Genomic DNA, 17,278 nt, shown 5'->3' on the forward strand with positions numbered 1-17,278 from the left:
GCGCAGGTTGTGGCCAGGGGGCTGGCCACAGGCAGGCCCCCTTGGTTATCCGTCAGATCAATGGGTGTGAGCGTGGCAGTCGTTGATGGCCGCGCGTTCGGCGCCACCAAGGATGTTGAACAGCAGGTTCAGCGTCAGCGCGCTGAGGGTGGCCATGGCGATGCCGCTGTGGGTGATCGGGCTCATCCACACGGGCAGGTGGGCGAAAAACTCCGGGCGTACAACCGGGATCAGACCCATGCCGATGCTCACCGCCACCAGCAACTGGTTGCGACGATCACCGATGTCGGCTTCCTGGAGAATCTTGATGCCGGTGGCGGCGACCATGCCGAACATCGCAATCGCTGCGCCGCCCAGTACTGCCGGAGGAATCGACGCCACCAAAAACGCGGCTTTGGGCAGCAGGCTCAGGACGATCAGCAACCCGCCGGCAACGATGGTCACCGAGCGGCAACGCACGCCGGTCATCTGTACCAGGCCGATGTTCTGGGCGAAGGAGGAGTGGGTGAAGGTGTTGAAGAAACCGGCGAAAAACGAGGCGCCGGCATCGCACAGCAAGCCGCGACGCAGCATCCGTGGGCAGACTTCCTGGCCGGTGATCTTGCCCAGCGCCAGAAACATCCCGGTGGACTCGACGAAAATGATCACCACCACCAGGCACATCGACAGGATCGGCGCGAGTTCGAATTTCGGCATGCCGAAGTGCAGCGGCGTGACGAATTGCAGCCATGGCGCCTGAGCCATGCCACTGAGGTCGACCATGCCCAGCAAGCCACAGAGCACATAGCCCAGGCACATGCCGATCAGCACGGAAATATTGACCCAGAAGCCGCGCATGAAGCGGTGCACCAGCAAGATGGTGCCCAGTACCAGTGCGGCGATGGTCAGGTAGATCGGCGAACCGAATTGAGTGGCGCTGGAACCGCCGCCGGCCCAGTTCACGGCCACGGGGAACAGCGACAAACCGATCGAGGTGATGACCGTACCGGTCACCAGCGGCGGGAAGAAGCGCACGACCTTGGACATGAACGGGGCGATGAGCATGCCGAAGAACCCGGCGGCGATGGTCGCGCCGAAGATCCCTTGCAGGCCGATACCGGGCATGCCGGCCATGGCGACCATGCTGCCGACGGCGGCGAAACTGGCACCCATCATCACCGGCATGCGAATGCCCATGGGGCCGATGCCGAGTGACTGGACGATGGTGGCGATACCCGCCACCAGCAGGTCGGCGTTGATCAGGAAGGCGATTTCTTCACGACTCAGGCCTGCGGCCTGTCCGATGATCAGCGGTACCGCAATGGCACCACCGTACATCAGCAGAACATGTTGCAAACCGACCAGGATCAGTTGCAAGAGGGGCAAACGCTGAATGGCGGGTGCGTCGGGGATGCGCGCTGTGGATAGCTCGGACATGCAACACCTCGGATCTTTTTTATTCTTGTGATTTACAGCTGCAGTGCTGCTGGCAGCTGTATTCGAATCTGGTGGGCCGCTTTGCGGCCAATCGCAGGCAAGCCAGCTCCCACACAGGCAGTGCAAAACCTGTGGGAGCGAGCTTGCTCGCGATGCTTTTGTTGCTTAGTTGGTCTGGGCTCCCTGCACAATCCAGGCACCGATCAGGTCACGTTCCTGCTGGGTCATCTGGGTGATGTTGCCCAGTGGCATGATCTGGCTGGTGACGGCTTGCGCCTGAATCCGCGGTGCGTTCTGGCGGATCTGCTCGGGAGTGTCCAGCATCACACCAGCCGGGGCCGCGCTGAACAACGGGCTGGTTGGTTTGGCCGAGTGGCAGACCGCGCAACGTTCCTGAATCACGCTATGCACCTTGTCGAAACCCGGGCCGGCATTGGATGCCTGAACCGGAGCGGCAGCAGGCGCTTCAGCGGGTTTGGCTTCAGCGGGTTTCAATCCACCGCCCACTGCGGTTTCCGGCAGCGGTTGGTATTGGATTTTCGCTGGTGCATTGGCCACTTCAGGGGCGCTGGACATCGGCTTCGGACCGGACACGTAGGCCAGGCAGATCATGCCCACCGCTGCCACCGGCAGGGTCCAGGCAAACTTGTGGCTGTCGTGACGGGTGTTGAAGTAGTGACGTACCAACACCGCCAGTACCGCGATCCCGGCCAGGATCAACCAGTTGTACTGGCTGCCGTAGGTGCTCGGGAAGTGGTTGCTGATCATGATGAACAGCACCGGCAAGGTGAAGTAGTTGTTGTGACGCGAACGCAGCAGGCCTTTGGCCGGCAATGCCGGATCGGGCGTGCGGTTCTCGGCGATAGCCGCTACCAGTGCGCGTTGCGCCGGCATGATGATGCGGAACACGTTGCCGACCATGATGGTGCCGATGATCGCGCCGACGTGCAGGTACGCACCCCGACCACTGAACACTTTGCTGAAGCCGTAGGCCGCGGCGATGATCAGGACGAACAGGATTGCGCCAAGCAGGGCAGGGCGTTTGCCCAAAGCCGAGTCGCACAGGAAGGAGTAGATGAACCAACCGACGAACAGCGAGCCGAGGCCCAGCAATACGCCTTCGGGACCGCTCAGGCTGCTGCCAGGGGCCAACAGGTAAAGGGTCGGGTTGGAGTAGAACACCACGCACAGCAGTGCGACCCCCGATAACCAGGTGAAGTAGGCTTCCCATTTGAACCAGTGCAGGTTGTCCGGCATGGTCGGTGGAGCCAGTTTGTATTTTTCCAGGTGGTAGATACCGCCACCGTGGATTGCCCACAAATCGCCAGCCAGACCGCTTTTCGGGTTGACCCGGTTGAGGTTGTTTTCCAGCCATACGAAATAGAACGACGCACCGATCCAGGCCACGCCAGTAATCATGTGAACCCAGCGCACGCTCAGGTTCAGCCATTCCAACAGATGTGCTTCCACAGTCTTTACCTCTCGCCCGTCACTCTGTTATCGAGTGATCGGACCTTCTCTTATTGGTGGGGGGCGAGGATCAAACGCTCATCCTCTTTGAAAAAATGCTCATCGCAGTTATTGCCTGTGCCACTGCGATCAACCACCAGGAAGTCATCCCGCTTTTCGATCGTCAGCACCGGGTGGTGCCAGACGCCGCGATGGTAATTAATGCCCTGCCTGCCGTTGGTGACGAAGGCGCGGACCAAGCCTGATACAGGTTCATCGCCAAGTGGCGCGACCACGATCAGAAAAGGGTTGCCGAGCAGCGGAATGAAAGCCTGGCTGCCCAGCGGGTGGCGCTCCAGCATGCTGACGGTCAGCGGCATGTCCTGCGCGTCGGCGCGGAAGATGCTGATGATCGCGTTGTCCTCAGGCGTAGCGGTTTCCACCGTCGCCAGTTTATGGAAGCGCATGGTCGAACCGTTGTTGATCATGAAGTGATCGCTGCCGTCGGTTTCGATCACGTCACCGAAAGGGGCGAAGGCTTCTTTGGTCAGCGGTTCAATCGTCAGTGTGCGCATGCTGTTCTTCTTAATCTGTTTTGATGTTGATGATTCTTTGTAGGAGCAGCCGGTCGACGTTCGATTGCTCGCGATGGTCGTCAACGATAACGCGTGCATCCAGGATGAACGCGGTGTCCTTGAGTTTTTCGCGAGCAAGCTCGCTCCTACAGGCTCAGCATTACTTCGCGACCTTGCCCAGTACACGCAGGCGGCTCACACCACCATCCGGGAACACGTTCAGGCGGATGTGGGTGATCGGGCCCAGCGCCTTGATCTGCTCGGCGAAGGTGTGCTCGGCGTGCATTTCCAGTTTTTGTGCTGGCAGCAGTTCACGCCAGAACAACGACTGGGTTTCGATCTGGCTGTCGGTACCGCCCTTGACGAACGCGCCCTGGATCGAGCAGGTGTCCGGGTAGTTGCCCTTGAAGTGCAGGGTGTCGACGATGACTTTCTCGATCTCGCCTGGGTGACCCAGCGCGACGATGACCCAGTCATTGCCCGGCGTACGACGACGTGCGGTTTCCCAGCCGTCGCCCATGTTGATGCCACGGCCCGGGTTGAGGATGTTGCTCATGCGGCCAAAGTGTTCATCGGAGCAGGCGAGGGCGCGGCCACCGTTGAGGGCTGCGGCCAGGTCGACTTGCTCGTTGTCGCCGGTAGCCGACCAGTCACGGAACGGCACGCCGTACACGCGCAGACGGGCCACGCCGCCATCCGGGTAGATGTTGAAGCGCAGGTGGCTGAAGGCCTGGTCGTTGTTGATTTCGTGGTAGTGGTGGCTGTTGCCTTGCAGCTCGACGGCGGACAGCACTTCAGTCCACTGGGTGTTTTCATCAGGCTCGCCCGAGGCCAGGAAACAGGCTTCCAGAGAGGCCGACGGCGGGAAGTTGCCGGTGAAGAATGAAGTGTCGATGTCGACGCCCTTGATCGAACCCGGTACGCCCAGGCGGATCACGGCGCTGTCGAAGCCTTCGAAGCGCTTGCGGCGCGATTCCCAGCCGTCCATCCACTTGCCGTTGTCATCGAACACGCCCTCCTTCCATACGGCCGGGGTCGGTTGGAACAGACGGTTGGCGTCTGCGAACCAGTCATCGGTGACCGAGATGATTTTGGTGCCCAGGCGGGCATCGGCCAGGTTGACGAACTTCTCGAAAGGTACGGCGTAAGCTTTCATTCTTCTTGTCTGCCTTTAAATAAGTGGCTTGGGATGCTTGCAAGGCCCGGAGTGAATTCGGCGTTCATGAATTCACATGGGCCAGGCTTGCTATAGGGTCAGTAATCGGAACAGGGCGATCTTGTTGATCTCCGCCAGCGCGCATTTGAACTCGGTGTCGACCGGGTTGTGGATGCGCGTTTCGAACGCTGCGAGGATCTGATGCCGGTTGCTGCCTTTTACCGCCATGATGAAGGGAAACTTGAACTTGGCCTTGTAGGCGTCGTTCAGCTCGGTGAAGCGCTGGAACTCTTCGGCCGTGCATTGGTGAATACCGGCGCCAGCCTGTTCATGGGTGCTGGCTTCGGTCAACTGGCCCTGGACGGCGGCTTTGCCGGCCAGGTCCGGGTGAGCGTTGATCAAAGCCAGCTGGCTTTGGTGATCAGCACTCAACAGGATGTCGCTCATGCGCTGGTGCAGGGTTTCGATCTGGTCGATCGAGGCATCCTGGCCCAGGTCGTAGGCCTTCTCGGCCACCCATGGCGAATGTTCGTAGATGTCGGCGAAAGCGGCGACGAAGGCGTCGCGGCTCAGGCTCGAAGGTTTGACGGTTTGGAAGGTGCTCATTTGGCAGCCCCTGTGTACGGGTGGGTTTCTTGCCAGTGACGCGCAATGTCGACACGACGGCTGAACCACACCTGTTCATGACTTTTAGCGTATTCGATAAAGCGCTTGAGCGAAGCCAGACGCGCCGGACGGCCGATCAGGCGGCAGTGCAGGCCGATCGACAGCATTTTCGGTGCCTCAGCGCCTTCGGCGTAGAGCACATCGAACGCATCTTTCAGGTATTCGAAGAAGTCGTCGCCCTTGTTGAAACCCTGGACCTGGGTGAAGCGCATGTCGTTGGTGTCCAGGGTGTACGGGATCACCAGGTGCGGCTTGCCGGTCGGGTTGTTCGGTTCCCAGTAGGGCAGGTCGTCGTCGTAGGTGTCGCAGTCGTAGAGGAAACCGCCTTCTTCCATCACCAGGCGACGGGTGTTCGGGCCGGTGCGGCCGGTGTACCAGCCCAGCGGGCGCTCGCCGGTGATTTCGGTGAGGATGCGGATCGCTTCGAGCATGTGCTCGCGTTCCTGGGCTTCGTCCATGTACTGGTAGTCGATCCAGCGATAGCCGTGGCTGCAGATCTCGTGGCCGGCGTCGACCATGGCACGGATCACGTCCGGGTGACGCTGGGCGGCCATGGCCACGGCGAAGATGGTCAGCGGAATGTCGAATTCCTTGAACAACTTCAGGATCCGCCACACACCGGCACGGCTGCCATACTCGTAGAGGGATTCCATGCTCATGTTGCGCGCGCCTTGCAGCGGCTGGGCAGAAACCATTTCCGAGAGGAACGCTTCGGACTCTTTGTCGCCGTGCAGGATGTTGCGCTCGCCGCCTTCTTCGTAATTGAGTACGAACGACAGGGCGATTCGGGCATTGCCCGGCCAGTGTGGGTGCGGAGGGTTACTGCCGTAACCGACCAGGTCGCGTGGGTAGTCAGCGCTCACTGCAGGCTTCCTTCTTATTCGATGATGACGGTTGGTGTGACGTAGCTGAAAACTGGATGGCAGGCTGGCGTCACAGCGATGGCTGATTGTATACAACTTTATATTCACTTTGTAAGCCTGATTTTTCGCATTTTTCACCGACTGTCATCTTTTACTGCTATTGGCGTGAGCCTGCAAGAAATCTGCCTGACTGGTCAATTATTGATTGAGGGGCTCATAGGTTGTGCGGTTCGGCGGGAAATCGACGGCAAATATGCAGATGGCGGGGGTCATGCGAAAAATGTCGTTTTTATTGTGTACAATTTTTTTGAAAAGTGTCTTAATCAGTCGCTCGCCGCAGCTTTTCGTGCTCCGAATCGGTGCGGTCTCCTTTTCAACTGACTTCGGGAGGCGCGAAGTCTGACTGCTCCACGCAGGCAGGCGCGCAGAATCAATGGGACGTTTGACTACACACGTTTTGGACGCAGCACACGGTTGCCCGGGCAGCTCGATCAAGGTCGAGTTGTACCGCGTTGAAGGTTCGCAGCTGGAATTGGTCGCCACTGCAGTCACCAACAGCGATGGCCGTGTCGATGCACCGCTGCTGCAAGGTGATGACTATCGCACCGGGGTCTATCAGGTTCAGTTTCATGCCGGCGACTACTACCGCGCCCGTGGCGTCAAGCTGCCGGAGCCTGCCTTCCTGGATGTGGTGGTGCTGCGTTTCGGCATCTCTGCCGAGCAGGATCACTACCATGTGCCGTTGTTGATTTCGCCTTACAGCTACTCCACCTATCGCGGCAGCTGATCCCCCAGGCAGCAGCTGCACCCTGGAAGCGACTGCGCATATAGCTTCTTTGGTCTTTCGCCCGCTCACACTGCGGGCTTTTTTTCGTCTGTAGAAATGTGGTGTTCGCACTGACGCCTTCGCGAGCAAGCCCGCTCCCACAGGAGAATGCATTCCAATGTGGGAGCGGGCTTGCTCGCGAAGCTTTTGCTGTTAGCGACTTAACAGAGACGCTGCACCCGCCCCACTGAACAACCCCGCACTCACCCGGTTAAACCAGCTCTGGCCCTTGCCACTGCGCAGATACCGCGCTGCACCATGGGCACCGAGGCCATAAGCCAACTTGCAGGCCAGATCCAGCAGTGTCCAGGTGACAATCATCACCAGCAACTGCGGCAGGAACGGCTGTTCGGCACTCAGGAACTGTGGCAGGAAAGCGGCGAAGAACAGGATGTCCTTCGGGTTGCTCGCGCCCAGCATGAACGCACGCCCGAACAGTGCACGAAAGCGTGGCACCGGCGCGGCTTGTGGCACTTCAGCACCATGGGAAGGCAGGCGCGATTGCTGCCAGCTCTGCCAGGCGAGGTAGAACAGGTAAAGGGCGCCAAGCATCTTCAGGGCGCTGAACAGCTGTTCCGAAGCCAGCAACAACGCACCCAGGCCCAGCGCCGAAGCACTCAGCAGGCAGATCGAGGCCGATACGCCGCCAAGAAAGGCCGGGTAAGAGCGGCGCAGGCCGTAATTCAGACTGTTGCTGATCATCAGCAACGACAGCGGCCCCGGGATCAGGATCACTATCAGCGCAGCGCCGCTGAACAGCAGCCAGGTTTCCAGACTCATCACTTTCCTCCATTTGCACAAAAGCCCCACCCGACGGGGTGAGGCTGTTTTCAAGCGTGTACCGCGTGTGGTTTACAAGAAGATGAACTTGGCGATGAAGATCGCGCAGAGCACCCACAGGCTCACCGAAATTTCCTTGTGCTTGCCGGTACCGGCCTTCATCGCCACGTAGGTGATGAAGCCCAGCGCGATGCCGTCGGCGACCGAGAAGGTCAGCGGCATCATGATTGCGGTAACGATCGCCGGAATGCTGTCGGTGGCTTCGTCCCATTCGATGTGGGCCATGCCGCCCATCATCAGCATCGCTACATAAATCAGCGCACCCGCGGTTGCATAGGCAGGAATCATCCCGGCCAGCGGTGCGAAGAACATGGCTGCAATAAATAGCACACCTACGGTCACTGCGGTAAGACCAGTCCGACCACCCGCTGCGACACCTGCAGCACTTTCCACGTAGCTGGTGACCGGCGGAACGCCGACTACCGCACCGAATACGCTGGAAGCACTGTCGGCTTTCATGGCGCGGGAGAGGTTTTCGATCTTGCCGTCAGCGCCCACCAGGTTGGCACGCTGGGCAACGCCCATCAGGGTGCCTGCGGTGTCGAACATGTGCACGAAGAGGAATGCCAGGACCACGCTGACCATGCTGATGTTGAATACACCCGCAACGTTCATGGCCATCCAGGTCGGAGCCAGGCTCGGCGGGGCCGACATGATGCCCTCGTAGTGCACCAGCCCAAGGCCCCAACCGGCGAGGGTTACGGTGATGATGCTGATGAGGATCGCGCCGAACACTTTGTGATAGCTGAGGATGGCGATCATCAGGAAGCATACGGCGGCGAGCAACGGGCCGGGTTCGCGCAGGGAGCCGAGCTTGATCAGCGTGGCCGGGCTATCGACGACGATGCCCGCGGTTTTCAGGCCGATCAGCCCCAGGAACAGACCCACGCCGGCGCCCATGGCGAAGCGCAGGCTGACCGGGATGCTGTTGAGCAGCCATTCGCGGATTCGCGAGAAGGTCAGGATCATGAACAGCACACCGGAGACAAACACCGCGCCGAGGGCGGTTTCCCAGTTGTAGCCCATGGTGCCGACCACGGTGTAGGTGAAGAAGGCGTTCAGCCCCATGCCCGGTGCCAGGCCGACCGGCCAGTTGGCGTACAGGCCCATCAACAGGCAACCGAGTGCCGCGGCGATGCAGGTGGCGACAAACGCCGCACCGTGATCGATCCCGGCGTCGGCCATGATGTTGGGGTTGACGAAAATGATGTAAGCCATGGTGATGAAGGTTGTCAGACCGGCAATCAGCTCGGTCTTCACCGTGGTGCCGTGCAAGCTGAGTTTGAACAGACGTTCCAGCAAGCCATTGCGTAATGGCGGCGAGATTTCCAGCGTCGGTGCTTCGGATTTGCGGCTTTCCACAGCGAATACTCCTCAAGAGTTTTATTGTTATTTCCAGGGCCGGACCCATGAGGGTGGCAGCGGCCCTTTGAGGTACTTGCGAATTTGTTGACCGCTTGGTCAGGAACTCGCACGAAGTGGATTATGCTTTTGTATACAAAGAATGCAAATAATGTTTTTGATTTTGTAGACGAAAAGTTTGGCTTTAGAGATATATCGCCTGTTCCGACGCCTTCGCGAGCAAGCCCGCTCCCACAGAGGAATGCGGTCAACTGTGGGAGCGGGCTTGCTCGCGAAGAGGCCGATCCGGCCAATACTTATCCAGCAGGCAAACACTCATTCATCCGGCGAATGACTCTTACCCAACGCCAGATTCACCGCCAGCCACCCATTCACCGCCGTCTCCCCGGCCTCGGCAAACACCCGCTCCAGCAATTTCACCTGCTCGCGGCGCAATGCTTGCTCAAAGCGAACGCCTTCGGCGGTCAACTCCAGCAGGCGCTTGCGCTTGTCGGTTTCGGACGCGACGCTCTCGACCAGATGCATCTCCAACAATTGCCGCAACGGCATGTTCAACGCCTGCTTGCTCACGCCGAGCAACGCCAGCAGCTCCTTGACGCTCAGGTTCGGATAGCGGGCGATGAAAAACACGATGCGTTGATGCACCCGACTCAGGCCGCGACGTTCGAGCATTTCATCGGCCTTGGCGGTGAAGGCCTGGTAGCCGAAGAAAAACGCTTCCATGGCCTGCTGCTGGGAAATCGGGTTTTTAAGGTCAAGCATATTGACGTATCCGTTCGGGCTGTCGTAATTTCGGTCAACAAGTTTGACTTATTTTTCAGATGCCTCGCTACCGGTGATCCCCATGGCTTTTTCCGAACGTGTCTCGCGCCTTAAAAGTTCTTTGATCCGTGAAATCCTCGCCGCGGCCCAGCGTCCGCAGATGATGTCGTTTGCCGGCGGTCTGCCGGCCGAAGCCATGCTGCCAAAAGTCGATTGGGCCCAGATGCCGGTTTCCATCGGTCAATACGGAATGAGCGAAGGCGAGCCGGAACTGCGTGAAGCGCTGGCCGCCGAAGCGCGAGCGTTGGGAGTGGCCTGCGAGGCAAGCCAGGTGCTGGTGGTCAGCGGCTCACAGCAGACCCTCGACCTGGCGGCCAAGCTGTACATCGACAAGGGCACCGAAATCCTGCTCGAAGCGCCGACTTATCTGGCGGCGTTGCAGATTTTCCAGCTGTTCGGCGCCGATTGCCTGACCGTGCCGCTGGAGGCTGACGGCCCGAACCTGACGGAGCTACGCGTTCGCCTGGAACACCACCGCCCGGCCTTCATCTACTTGATCCCGACCTTCCAGAATCCATCGGCGGTGCGTTACAGCGAAGCCAAACGCGACGCGGTGGCGGCGTTGCTCGATGAATTTGGCGTGACGCTGATTGAAGACGAGCCTTACCGCGAGCTGACCTTTGATGGTGGTAGCGCCACGCCGATTGTCAGCCGCTTGAAGAAGGCCAGCTGGATCTATACCGGGACCGTGTCGAAAACCCTGCTGCCGGGTTTGCGTATCGGCTACCTGATCGCCAGCCCGGACCTGTTTCCCCATCTGTTGAAACTCAAGCAGTCGGCGGATTTGCACACCAATCGGGTCGGCCAGTGGCAGGCGCTGCAATGGATCGGCAGCGAGAAATATCAGCAACACCGTAGTGAGTTGCGCGATTTTTATCGGGGGCGTCGGGATGCGTTTCAGGCTGCGCTGGAAACTCACTTCTCGGATCTGGCGGACTGGAACGTGCCGCAGGGCGGGCTGTTTTTCTGGTTGAAACTCAAGCAGCCGCAAGATACCCGCAGCTTGCTCAACGCCGCGCTGGCCAACGACGTGGCGTTCATGCCGGGGGAACCGTTCTTCCCCGAGCCGGATAACCATCCGGGGTATCTGCGGTTGAACTTCAGCCATATTGATCCGGCGCGGCTGGATGAAGGGCTCAAGCGGTTGGCGGCAGTGGTGCGTGCAGCCCAGGCCGCAAAAGCAGCCTAGAAATAATAAACCGGCGCAAGGGCCGGTTTATTTTTGTCTGAAGTGTGCGGTGTCTGTGCCGGCCTCTTCGCGAGCAAGCCCGCTCCCACAGGGAAATGCGGTCAACTGTGGGAGCGGGCTTGCTCGCGAAGGCGTCAGTCAGAACACCACAAGCAAATCAGGCCGCCGCAAATCGCTTGTCCAGATAATCAATGATCACCTTGGACTCATACATCCAGGTGGTCTGGCCATTCTCTTCAATGCGCAGGCACGGCACCTTGATCTTGCCGCCTTGCTCCAGCAAGGTCTGGCGATCCTGTTCGTTGTTTTTCGCATCACGCAATGCCACCGGCACATTCAGGCGGCGCAGGGTGCGGCGGGTCTTCACGCAGAACGGGCAGGCGTGGAATTGATACAGGGTCAGACCTTTGGCGGCGGATTCGACCTGAGCCTGAGCAGCGGCGGGGCGCTTCTTCTTGCTTGGGCGAGTAATGAAGTCAATGAAGATGATCAGTTGGCCAAGGCCGACACGAAGCGCTTTTACGAACACGTTGAAAGCCTCACGGTGCGAATGAAGAAGGGCGCGCAGCTTACCTGATTTTTTGCAGGCGAAAAAAAACCGGCGATGAATGCCGGTTTTCTTCGTGCCGCGAATTACTTGATGAGGCTGAGGAATTCGCTGCGGGTGGCAGCGTTTTCGCGGAACTCTCCGAGCATCACCGAGGTGATCATCGTCGAATTCTGCTTTTCCACACCGCGCATCATCATGCACATGTGCTTGGCCTCGATCACCACTGCAACGCCCAGGGCGCCGGTGACCTGCTGGACCGCGTCGGCGATCTGGCGGCTGAGGTTTTCCTGGATCTGCAGGCGACGGGCGTACATATCGACGATCCGCGCCACCTTCGACAGGCCCAGGACCTTGCCGCTCGGGATGTAGGCGACGTGAGCCTTGCCGATGAACGGCAGCAGGTGGTGTTCGCACAACGAGTACAACTCGATGTCCTTGACCAGCACCATTTCGCTGTTGTCGGAGCTGAACAGGGCACCGTTGGTGACCTCTTCCAGTGTCTGTTCATAGCCGCGGCAGAGGTACTGCATGGCTTTGGCGGCACGTTTTGGCGTGTCGAGCAGGCCTTCGCGGGAAACGTCCTCGCCGAGCTGGCCGAGGATCGCCGTGTAATTCTGTTCCAGGGACATGAAACTACCTGTGGGATTTTACGCAAAGGGCAAGGGTACGGTGACGGACACGACGCTGCAAGCGCGGCGCGTCAGCTTTACTCGTCGCGACCTTCCATCATGGTGCGTTTGAGCATCACATAAACCGCGCCGGCACCGCCGTGTTTCGCCTGGCATGAGGTGAAGCCGAGCACCTGTGGATGCTGGCGCAGCCAGGTGTTTACGTGGCTTTTGATCATCGGCCGCTTGCCATCCAGGCGAACAGCCTTGCCATGGGTGACGCGCACGCAACGGATTTCGAATTTGGTGGCTTCGGCCAGGAACGCCCAGAGGGTTTCCCGGGCCTTTTCCACGCTCATGCCGTGCAGGTCGAGGCTGCCTTCGAACGGAATCTGTCCGATCTTGAGCTTGCGCATCTGGCTTTCCTGCACGCCATCGCGGGCCCACATCAACTCGTCTTCAGGGCCGACGTCGATGACGAACTGATCGGACAGCCCGTCAACGGTGGTGGATTCGGTGCGTACGGTCGCCGCTTGACGCAGCTTGGCAATCTGCGCGCGGTCAGCCTTGGGTTTGCCGGTTTCGGCGCGATCATGCTTGATCGGCTTGACGCCTTGGATCGCGCTTTTGAACAGGGAAAAATCGTCGTCTTGCATGTCAGCCTCCGCGAAGGGCGGCCAGTTTACCCAACTCGAAGCGAATCGGGCGCGACAAAAACGCGCGCGACGCCAGGCTCAGTCGTGTTTTTTCATCAGGTGCGGCGACATGGCCAGTTCCCGCGACTGGCGCGAGCGACGACGGCAACGGCGCCACAGCCAGACACCGAGGTACAGCACGAACAGGCCGATGGCCAGGATCACGGCAGCACCGGTGCGGCTTGTATTCAATTCACCCAGGGCGGGTGCGTGGCCGAGCAGGCTGGCGGCACCGGCCATGGCCAGCAGCACGCCGCACATCGCCAGCAACGCCGCGAACGTCGCGCCGATTCGAAAACGCCAGTTGCTTTGGCCTTTGGGCCGCAAGCGGCGAGCGTCAAAACCATCGGATAACTTCATTCCGACCTTCCTCAATGGGTATCGGCCCTTCGACCGGGAGTTGACCGGGATGTTCCTGAGGCTAAGACAATTACGGCAAATGGGAGGTTTTTACGGATGAGCGGCGTTCCAGGCCGCTCGTTGAGCGTCGATCAGATCAGTTCACGGGTCAGCGCGAGGGTGGCGAAGTTGTCGCCCATGATCGCCATTTCCGTCTGATGAACGTGTGCGGCACTGAGCACGCCGCCCTTGTAGGGCAGGTCGCGGGTGGTACAGGCGTCTTCCACCAGGGTGCAGCGGAAACCCAGGTTCTTGGCGGCACGCACCGTGGTGCTGACGCTGGAGTGGCTCATGAAGCCGCAGACGATCAGGTCAAGGGCACCGAGGTCTTCCAGGCGTTTTGCCAGTTCGGTGCCGTGAAAGGCGCTTGGCAACAATTTGCCGATGACGGTTTCATCGCTCTGTGGCTCCAGGCCCGGAATGAACTCACCACCTACGCCCTGGGGGTTGAACAGCCCGCCGAGCGTACCGAGGTGGCGGACATGCACGATCGGCCGGCCGGCGGCACGGGCCGCGGCGAGCAATTGCTTGATGTTCGCGACAGCTTCTTCCATGCCGCTCAGGGCCAGGGGACCGCTGAGGTATTCTTTCTGGGCATCGATGATGACCAGCGTGGCATGGCTCAGATTGGCCGCTGCATAACCGCGGCCGCTGAGTTGAAACATCGTTTTTGGAACAGACATTCTGGGGCTCCTTGGAGTGGGGCTTTTGCGCCATTGTCCTCTGGCTGAGCGGTTCTGTGAATCGCTACGATCGTAGGTGCCGTCGTTGCTGGCCTGTAGCCTTGTCAATAGTCACGTTTTGTTCAATAGCCTGGCGAAAAAATGGATAACTCCTACATTTGAATCGGTAGTTTCCCGCGTCGTCGTGACGTCGTTTGACTGGTAGAATCGCCCGTCGATTTTTCTGGAGTTTGCCGTCGTGATCACTTCCCGCCTTCGCACCCTGCGTGACCATATCCGTTGGGCCGTCAGCCGCTTCCATGGGGAGGATCTGTTTTTCGGCCATGGCACTGACAACGCCTGGGACGAAGCCCGGCAATTGGTGTTGGGCGCGCTGCACCTGCCGTGGGAAATCGCCGACAGCTACCTCGACTGCAATCTGGAAGAAGACGAAGTGGTTCACCTGCAGCTTTTGCTCAAGCGCCGCATCGAAGATCGGGTGCCTACCGCGTATCTGCTGGGCGAGGCCTGGTTCTGTGGCATGTCGTTCATCGTCGATGAGCGTGTGCTGATCCCGCGTTCACCCATCGGCGAGTTGATCGAAAACCGCTTTACCCCGTGGCTGGCTACCGAGCCTGCGCGGATTCTCGACCTGTGCACTGGTTCCGGTTGCATCGGCATCGCCTGCGCCTACGAGTTCCAGCATGCCGAGGTGGTGTTGGCGGACCTGTCGTTCGAAGCACTGGAAGTGGCCAATCAGAACATCGAGCGCCATGGTGTCGATGAGCGTGTGTACACGGTGCAGGGCGACGGTTTCGAAGGCTTGCCGGGTCAGCGTTTCGACCTGATCGTGTCGAACCCGCCCTACGTCGATGCGGAAGATTTCGCCGACATGCCGGACGAATACCAGCACGAACCGGAACTGGGCCTGGCCTGCGGTGATGACGGTTTGAACCTGGTGCGGCGCATGCTCGCCGAGGCGGCGGATCATCTGACCGAGAAGGGCTTGCTGATTGTCGAAGTGGGCAACAGCCAGGTGCACGTCGAGGCGTTGTACCCGGAAGTCGACTTCGCCTGGCTGGAGTTCGAGCGTGGTGGCCATGGTGTGTTCATGCTGAGCGCGCAGCAGTGCCGTGAGCATCAGGCGTTGTTTGCTTCTCGCGTCTGACCTCTAAAAGCTTCGCGGGCAAGCCCGCTCCCACAGGTTCAGTGTGTGCCGCATCATTTAGGTACGATACAAATTCTGTGGGAGCGGGCTTGCCCGCGAATAGCTGCGACGCGGTCTCAAGCCTTCAGCGGTGCGTGGCAATCCAGATCAACAACCCCGCCTGAAACACCGCGAACGCCACCAGGCAGGTGATGGTGAATCGCAGCCCGGCGTCTTCGCGTTTGTACTTGCTGACTTTCTCTTCGTGTTTCTTGAGTTTGACTTCCTGCTCGGCCAGGTTCTGCTCGGCTTGCTGGAGCATCTGCGCCGCCTCGAGAATCTCCACGACCTGCAGTTTTTCGCTGTTCCAGTCGCCAGACAGGTCGCCGACCTTGACCGCTTTGACGCTGCCTTTCAAATGCTGGGCATCGGCATACACCACGTCGAAACCGTGCACGCGCAAAAAATGATCGCGGCGCAGGCGAGTGTCTTCGTTCAATGCGTCCTTGTTGTTCAGGTCAAAGCCGTCGACGGTGTAGGTCGGCCAGCGTTTCTTCGCCCAGTTGATGCCTTGGGCCGCCATGAAACGGCCAATGCCACGGTTCAGCGGTTCGACCTGCAAACCGCTTTGCGGGCCGAAATGCACGCGTTTTTCGGCGTGATCGACCCACACGTCCAGATGATTCTGTTCCTTGCGTACGCGCTGGCCGGGCAGGGTGATGCTCATGCGCATCAGGCTGCGTTCCTTGTCGTTGCGTTCGGCATAGCCTGATTCGACAAAGCGCAACGGGCGCCCGCCGGTGTTGCGGTCAGTCTGCAACGGCGCCAGACGGAGCATCTTGTGGTGCTCGACGTGGACGTCCGCCCAGGGCAGCTCGACCGCTGGCGGTGCGTCTTTTTCAGCGCTGGTGTCGGGTGAAGTCTGGGTGTCAGTCATAACGGCGAGATCCTGTCCAAGCTCAGCTTGTCGCCAGCCAATGTGCTGGTGACAAAGGCTTATCGGCCGTTTTTCCCAGGACTGGAGGGGTTAACTGGTGCGAAGTCCGTCAATAAAGCCGAGGATTCGCGTGCCCAGTTCCGCCGCCAGGGGCAACTGCGGGTCTTTATAGGAGGCCAGTTGGCGTTTGACGTCGTTGGGCACGATGCGCATGACGTGGTTCATGCCCTCGATCAGCGCCAGTTCGGCATCCGGTTTGGCCGCCTTGAGCAGCCTTGCGTCATTGACGCCGACCTGGATGTCGTTGCTGCCCTGGATGATCAGCGCCGGCATCTTCAGCCTGGCAAACGCTGCGGCCGGGTCCTGGCGGAACAGGGAAATCAGGTAAGGCTGCACGCTCGGGCGGAAAATCACCTGCAAGGGGGGCGGCACATTGTCGTCGGTTTTCCCGGCCTTGAGGCTGTCGAGCAGTTCATTGCTGCGCAGCATCAGCGGTGGCGGCAGGCGATTGCCCAGTTGCTCGCGAATGACTTGATCCACCGGCCTTGCGCTACCCGAGACAGAAATCACCGCGTCGGCATCGATGTCCGGCGCAGCGAGGCTGGCGATCAAGGCGCCTTCGCTGTGACCCAGTACGATCAACTGGCCGAAACGCGGATCGGTCTTGAGCTTGCGGCCCCAGGCTTGGGCGTCGGCCACGTAGGCTTCCACCGTCAGATTGCGTTCATCCGGGGTCGCCGCCAGGCTTGCGGCCACGCCGCGCTTGTCGTAACGCACGCTGGCGATGTTGTGTTTGGCCAGCACCCAGGCCAGGCGCTTGAGGCTGTCATTGCGCCCGCCATCGGTGTTGTTTCCGTCACGATCCGTAGGACCGGAGCCGGAAATGAACAGCACAACCGGCACTCGATTGTCGGATTTTGGCAGCAACAGCGAGCCGAAAAGCTCGCCGGTGCCGGTATCCAATGTGATCGGTCGTTGCAGGACAGTCGCCTGGGCGAAGCCGGAAATCAGGGTAAGGCTCAAGGCTAGAACTCGCAGCATCATCGCGCCATCATCAAGAAGATGCCGGTTGGACTCACGGGCACCCATAAGGTTCGAGGATGAACTACTTGGGTA

The 17,278-nt window shown here is 59.7% G+C and carries 19 protein-coding genes; 3 read left to right on the plus strand and 16 right to left on the minus strand.

The features are described from left to right. Positions 1 to 57: 57 nt before the first annotated feature. The 6 genes from AC3IT6_RS08405 to puuE form a co-directional block, all read right to left on the minus strand. A complete protein-coding gene (locus AC3IT6_RS08405; RefSeq protein WP_489354872.1) occupies positions 58 to 1,416 on the minus strand; it encodes a nucleobase:cation symporter-2 family protein in 1,359 nt (452 codons plus the stop codon). 165 nt (positions 1,417 to 1,581) lie between these two features. After that, entirely contained in the window at positions 1,582 to 2,886 is a 1,305-nt protein-coding gene (locus tag AC3IT6_RS08410; RefSeq protein ID WP_489354873.1) for a urate hydroxylase PuuD, read from the minus strand. A 50-nt stretch (positions 2,887 to 2,936) separates the two neighbouring features. Next, a complete protein-coding gene (locus AC3IT6_RS08415) occupies positions 2,937 to 3,440 on the minus strand; it encodes an ureidoglycolate lyase (RefSeq protein ID WP_007960046.1) in 504 nt (167 codons plus the stop codon). Between the two features lie 160 nt (positions 3,441 to 3,600). Further along, entirely contained in the window at positions 3,601 to 4,596 is a 996-nt protein-coding gene (gene alc / locus AC3IT6_RS08420; RefSeq protein WP_489354874.1) for an allantoicase, read from the minus strand. 90 nt (positions 4,597 to 4,686) lie between these two features. Then, positions 4,687 to 5,202 (minus strand): 2-oxo-4-hydroxy-4-carboxy-5-ureidoimidazoline decarboxylase, encoded by a 516-nt coding sequence (uraD, locus tag AC3IT6_RS08425; RefSeq protein WP_489354875.1) that lies wholly within the window; start codon positions 5,200 to 5,202, stop codon positions 4,687 to 4,689. Further along, entirely contained in the window at positions 5,199 to 6,125 is a 927-nt protein-coding gene (gene puuE, locus AC3IT6_RS08430; protein WP_108218982.1) for an allantoinase PuuE, read from the minus strand. The genes uraD and puuE overlap by 4 nt, the downstream gene beginning before the upstream one ends. A gap of 433 nt (positions 6,126 to 6,558) precedes the next feature. On the opposite strand from puuE, the gene uraH reads away from it, so the two are divergent. Beyond that, positions 6,559 to 6,912: a hydroxyisourate hydrolase gene (gene uraH, locus AC3IT6_RS08435; RefSeq protein ID WP_008017679.1), complete on the plus strand. Its 354-nt coding sequence runs from the start codon at positions 6,559 to 6,561 to the stop codon at positions 6,910 to 6,912. A gap of 192 nt (positions 6,913 to 7,104) precedes the next feature. Here uraH and AC3IT6_RS08440 read toward each other — a convergent pair whose 3' ends face one another. From AC3IT6_RS08440 to AC3IT6_RS08450, 3 genes are all read right to left on the minus strand, one after another. After that, positions 7,105 to 7,731, minus strand: coding sequence for a LysE family translocator (locus tag AC3IT6_RS08440; protein WP_223444898.1), 627 nt, complete (start codon positions 7,729 to 7,731; stop codon positions 7,105 to 7,107). Between the two features lie 72 nt (positions 7,732 to 7,803). After that, positions 7,804 to 9,153, minus strand: coding sequence for an NCS2 family permease (locus AC3IT6_RS08445; protein ID WP_223444899.1), 1,350 nt, complete (start codon positions 9,151 to 9,153; stop codon positions 7,804 to 7,806). A gap of 315 nt (positions 9,154 to 9,468) precedes the next feature. Beyond that, a complete protein-coding gene (locus tag AC3IT6_RS08450; protein ID WP_458370899.1) occupies positions 9,469 to 9,915 on the minus strand; it encodes a MarR family winged helix-turn-helix transcriptional regulator in 447 nt (148 codons plus the stop codon). Between the two features lie 82 nt (positions 9,916 to 9,997). On the opposite strand from AC3IT6_RS08450, the gene AC3IT6_RS08455 reads away from it, so the two are divergent. Next, entirely contained in the window at positions 9,998 to 11,164 is a 1,167-nt protein-coding gene (locus AC3IT6_RS08455; RefSeq protein WP_489354876.1) for an aminotransferase-like domain-containing protein, read from the plus strand. A gap of 157 nt (positions 11,165 to 11,321) precedes the next feature. Here the strand turns inward: AC3IT6_RS08455 and AC3IT6_RS08460 are convergent, their stop codons facing one another. The 5 genes from AC3IT6_RS08460 to AC3IT6_RS08480 all read right to left on the minus strand — a co-directional run bounded on the left by AC3IT6_RS08460 (position 11,322) and on the right by AC3IT6_RS08480 (position 14,099). Beyond that, a complete protein-coding gene (locus AC3IT6_RS08460; protein WP_150724597.1) occupies positions 11,322 to 11,693 on the minus strand; it encodes a glutathione S-transferase N-terminal domain-containing protein in 372 nt (123 codons plus the stop codon). Between the two features lie 104 nt (positions 11,694 to 11,797). Beyond that, positions 11,798 to 12,343 carry a GTP cyclohydrolase I FolE gene (folE, locus tag AC3IT6_RS08465; protein ID WP_007988130.1) on the minus strand — a complete coding sequence of 182 codons (546 nt, stop codon included), beginning with the start codon at positions 12,341 to 12,343 and terminating at the stop codon, positions 11,798 to 11,800. 77 nt (positions 12,344 to 12,420) lie between these two features. After that, on the minus strand, positions 12,421 to 12,978 hold the full coding sequence (locus AC3IT6_RS08470; RefSeq protein ID WP_110659502.1) for a Smr/MutS family protein: 558 nt from the start codon (positions 12,976 to 12,978) through the stop codon (positions 12,421 to 12,423). A 78-nt stretch (positions 12,979 to 13,056) separates the two neighbouring features. Further along, positions 13,057 to 13,377, minus strand: coding sequence for a hypothetical protein (locus tag AC3IT6_RS08475; RefSeq protein ID WP_008048404.1), 321 nt, complete (start codon positions 13,375 to 13,377; stop codon positions 13,057 to 13,059). A 131-nt stretch (positions 13,378 to 13,508) separates the two neighbouring features. Beyond that, positions 13,509 to 14,099 carry a cysteine hydrolase family protein gene (locus tag AC3IT6_RS08480; protein ID WP_489354877.1) on the minus strand — a complete coding sequence of 197 codons (591 nt, stop codon included), beginning with the start codon at positions 14,097 to 14,099 and terminating at the stop codon, positions 13,509 to 13,511. Positions 14,100 to 14,337: 238 nt separating this feature from the next. Here AC3IT6_RS08480 and prmB point away from each other — a divergent pair, with 238 nt between their 5' ends. Beyond that, positions 14,338 to 15,246, plus strand: coding sequence for a 50S ribosomal protein L3 N(5)-glutamine methyltransferase (gene prmB, locus AC3IT6_RS08485; protein WP_150724600.1), 909 nt, complete (start codon positions 14,338 to 14,340; stop codon positions 15,244 to 15,246). Positions 15,247 to 15,370: 124 nt separating this feature from the next. Here the strand turns inward: prmB and AC3IT6_RS08490 are convergent, their stop codons facing one another. Next, a complete protein-coding gene (locus tag AC3IT6_RS08490; protein WP_489354878.1) occupies positions 15,371 to 16,162 on the minus strand; it encodes a hypothetical protein in 792 nt (263 codons plus the stop codon). 90 nt (positions 16,163 to 16,252) lie between these two features. Continuing rightward, complete coding sequence (locus AC3IT6_RS08495) at positions 16,253 to 17,251, minus strand: alpha/beta hydrolase (RefSeq protein ID WP_489354879.1); 999 nt, start codon at positions 17,249 to 17,251, stop codon at positions 16,253 to 16,255. Positions 17,252 to 17,278: the final 27 nt, after the last annotated feature.

It is taken from the genome of Pseudomonas sp. KH_017 (genome assembly GCF_057840285.1).